The following is a 1389-nucleotide window of genomic DNA, read 5'->3' as shown; positions in this document are numbered from 1 at the left end:
GACCATCTTCAAGAACTTCTGCCAGAGATCTTATTGCCTCTTTTTTCCATTTAAGCAATTGATTTGGATGAATCCCATACTCTGAAGCAATCTGGGATATGGTTTTCTCTTCCTTGAGAATTTCCAGTACAACCTTGGCTTTGAACTCCCCAGAATATGATTTTCTCACGGCAACGATCCACCTTAAATAAAGCTGTTTTTTTGTCTAGTTTTCTTTATCCATTATAAGTTGCCTATGACAATGTAATAAAAAAACATCCTAATTTATTTGATAAAAAATATGTGGAGTGGCAAAGGCAAATATTGCGTTTGATTGCCCTTACCCATGATTTAGGACACGCTCCCTTTTCTCATGCATCAGAAGATGTTCTTCCAGAGGGATTAGAACATGAGGATTTTACAGAGAAAATTATTCTAGAAACTAAGATTGGTGAATATATTAATGAAATTGGGCAAATATTTGTGAAAAGCTATGGGGAGGAATATAATATTACTCCCGAGCTAATTTGTGATATTTACCGAGGAAGAGTTAAGGATAAAAATTTAATATTTTTAAAGAAGTTCATGGATAGCGAGTTAGATGTAGATAAGATGGATTATTTACTAAGGGACTCGCTTTATTGTGGTGTTAGTTACGGAAAATATGACCTTGAAAGGTTAATATCTTCTTTAACCATCTACCAGCAAAATGGTCCTAGCCCGAGTTTACGAATTATTAAATCGTTACTTTACCAATGCTCATAATATTTCAAATGTGAATCCTTGCAATGCTTGATTTTAAAGACATTTTTCATGGGTAGTGCTTGGTATTAGTGGTAAAAATATGTATTACCCTACTGATGATTAACTTTTGCATTGCTTTGGTCGAATAAACAAATAAATTTATGCCTATTTTACYGGATATATTGGTGCTATTGCAGGAATTTGGCACCTCTGTGTCGAAGYATGTATTACCCTACCACTACGACAGGAGRTGGCTATGGCTTCCATCATTAAAAAGAAGAAGAAAAATCAATTTTATTATTATCTGGTTGAGTCCGCCAGGGTTAACGGTAAGCAAGAATCGTTAATCAAAAATATCTGGGACGTGCAGAAGACATTGCCAAGGTTATTGAAGGTAAATCCGATTTAGACAATCCCAAACACAGTATTGTTTTAGAATTTGGTGCTGTATGTGCTTTGTATGATATCGCCAAACAACTTGGGGTTGTTGAGATAATCGATAAATATGCACCCAAGCGGGAGCAGGGGCTAAGCGTTGGTGAATATATGCTGCTGGCAGCAATTAACCGGGTTGTTAACCCTGTCAGTAAACACCAAATTGGCGATTGGTACACTAAAACAATGCTTTACAAGCTGTTACCTGCCCAAAAGAATTTGTTATCCAGC

General features: G+C 36.1%; 2 protein-coding genes and 1 pseudogene. 2 read left to right on the top strand and 1 reads right to left on the bottom strand.

Annotated elements, in window-relative coordinates; genetic code table 11:
* On the bottom strand, positions 1-169 hold a 169-nt coding region (locus tag P378_RS10785), incomplete at its 3' end, for a transposase (RefSeq protein WP_143338468.1).
* Positions 170-303: 134 nt separating this feature from the next.
* Here P378_RS10785 and P378_RS10780 point away from each other — a divergent pair.
* Complete coding sequence (locus P378_RS10780) at positions 304-744, top strand: HD domain-containing protein (protein WP_207654028.1); 441 nt, start codon at positions 304-306, stop codon at positions 742-744.
* Between the two features lie 235 nt (positions 745-979).
* Positions 980-1389 (top strand): annotated as a pseudogene (locus P378_RS24155) (IS1634 family transposase); the annotation flags it as partial.

The organism is Desulforamulus profundi (assembly GCF_002607855.1).
The sequence above is the reverse complement of the archived record's forward strand: the minus strand, read 5'-3'. Positions and strand labels throughout refer to the sequence as shown.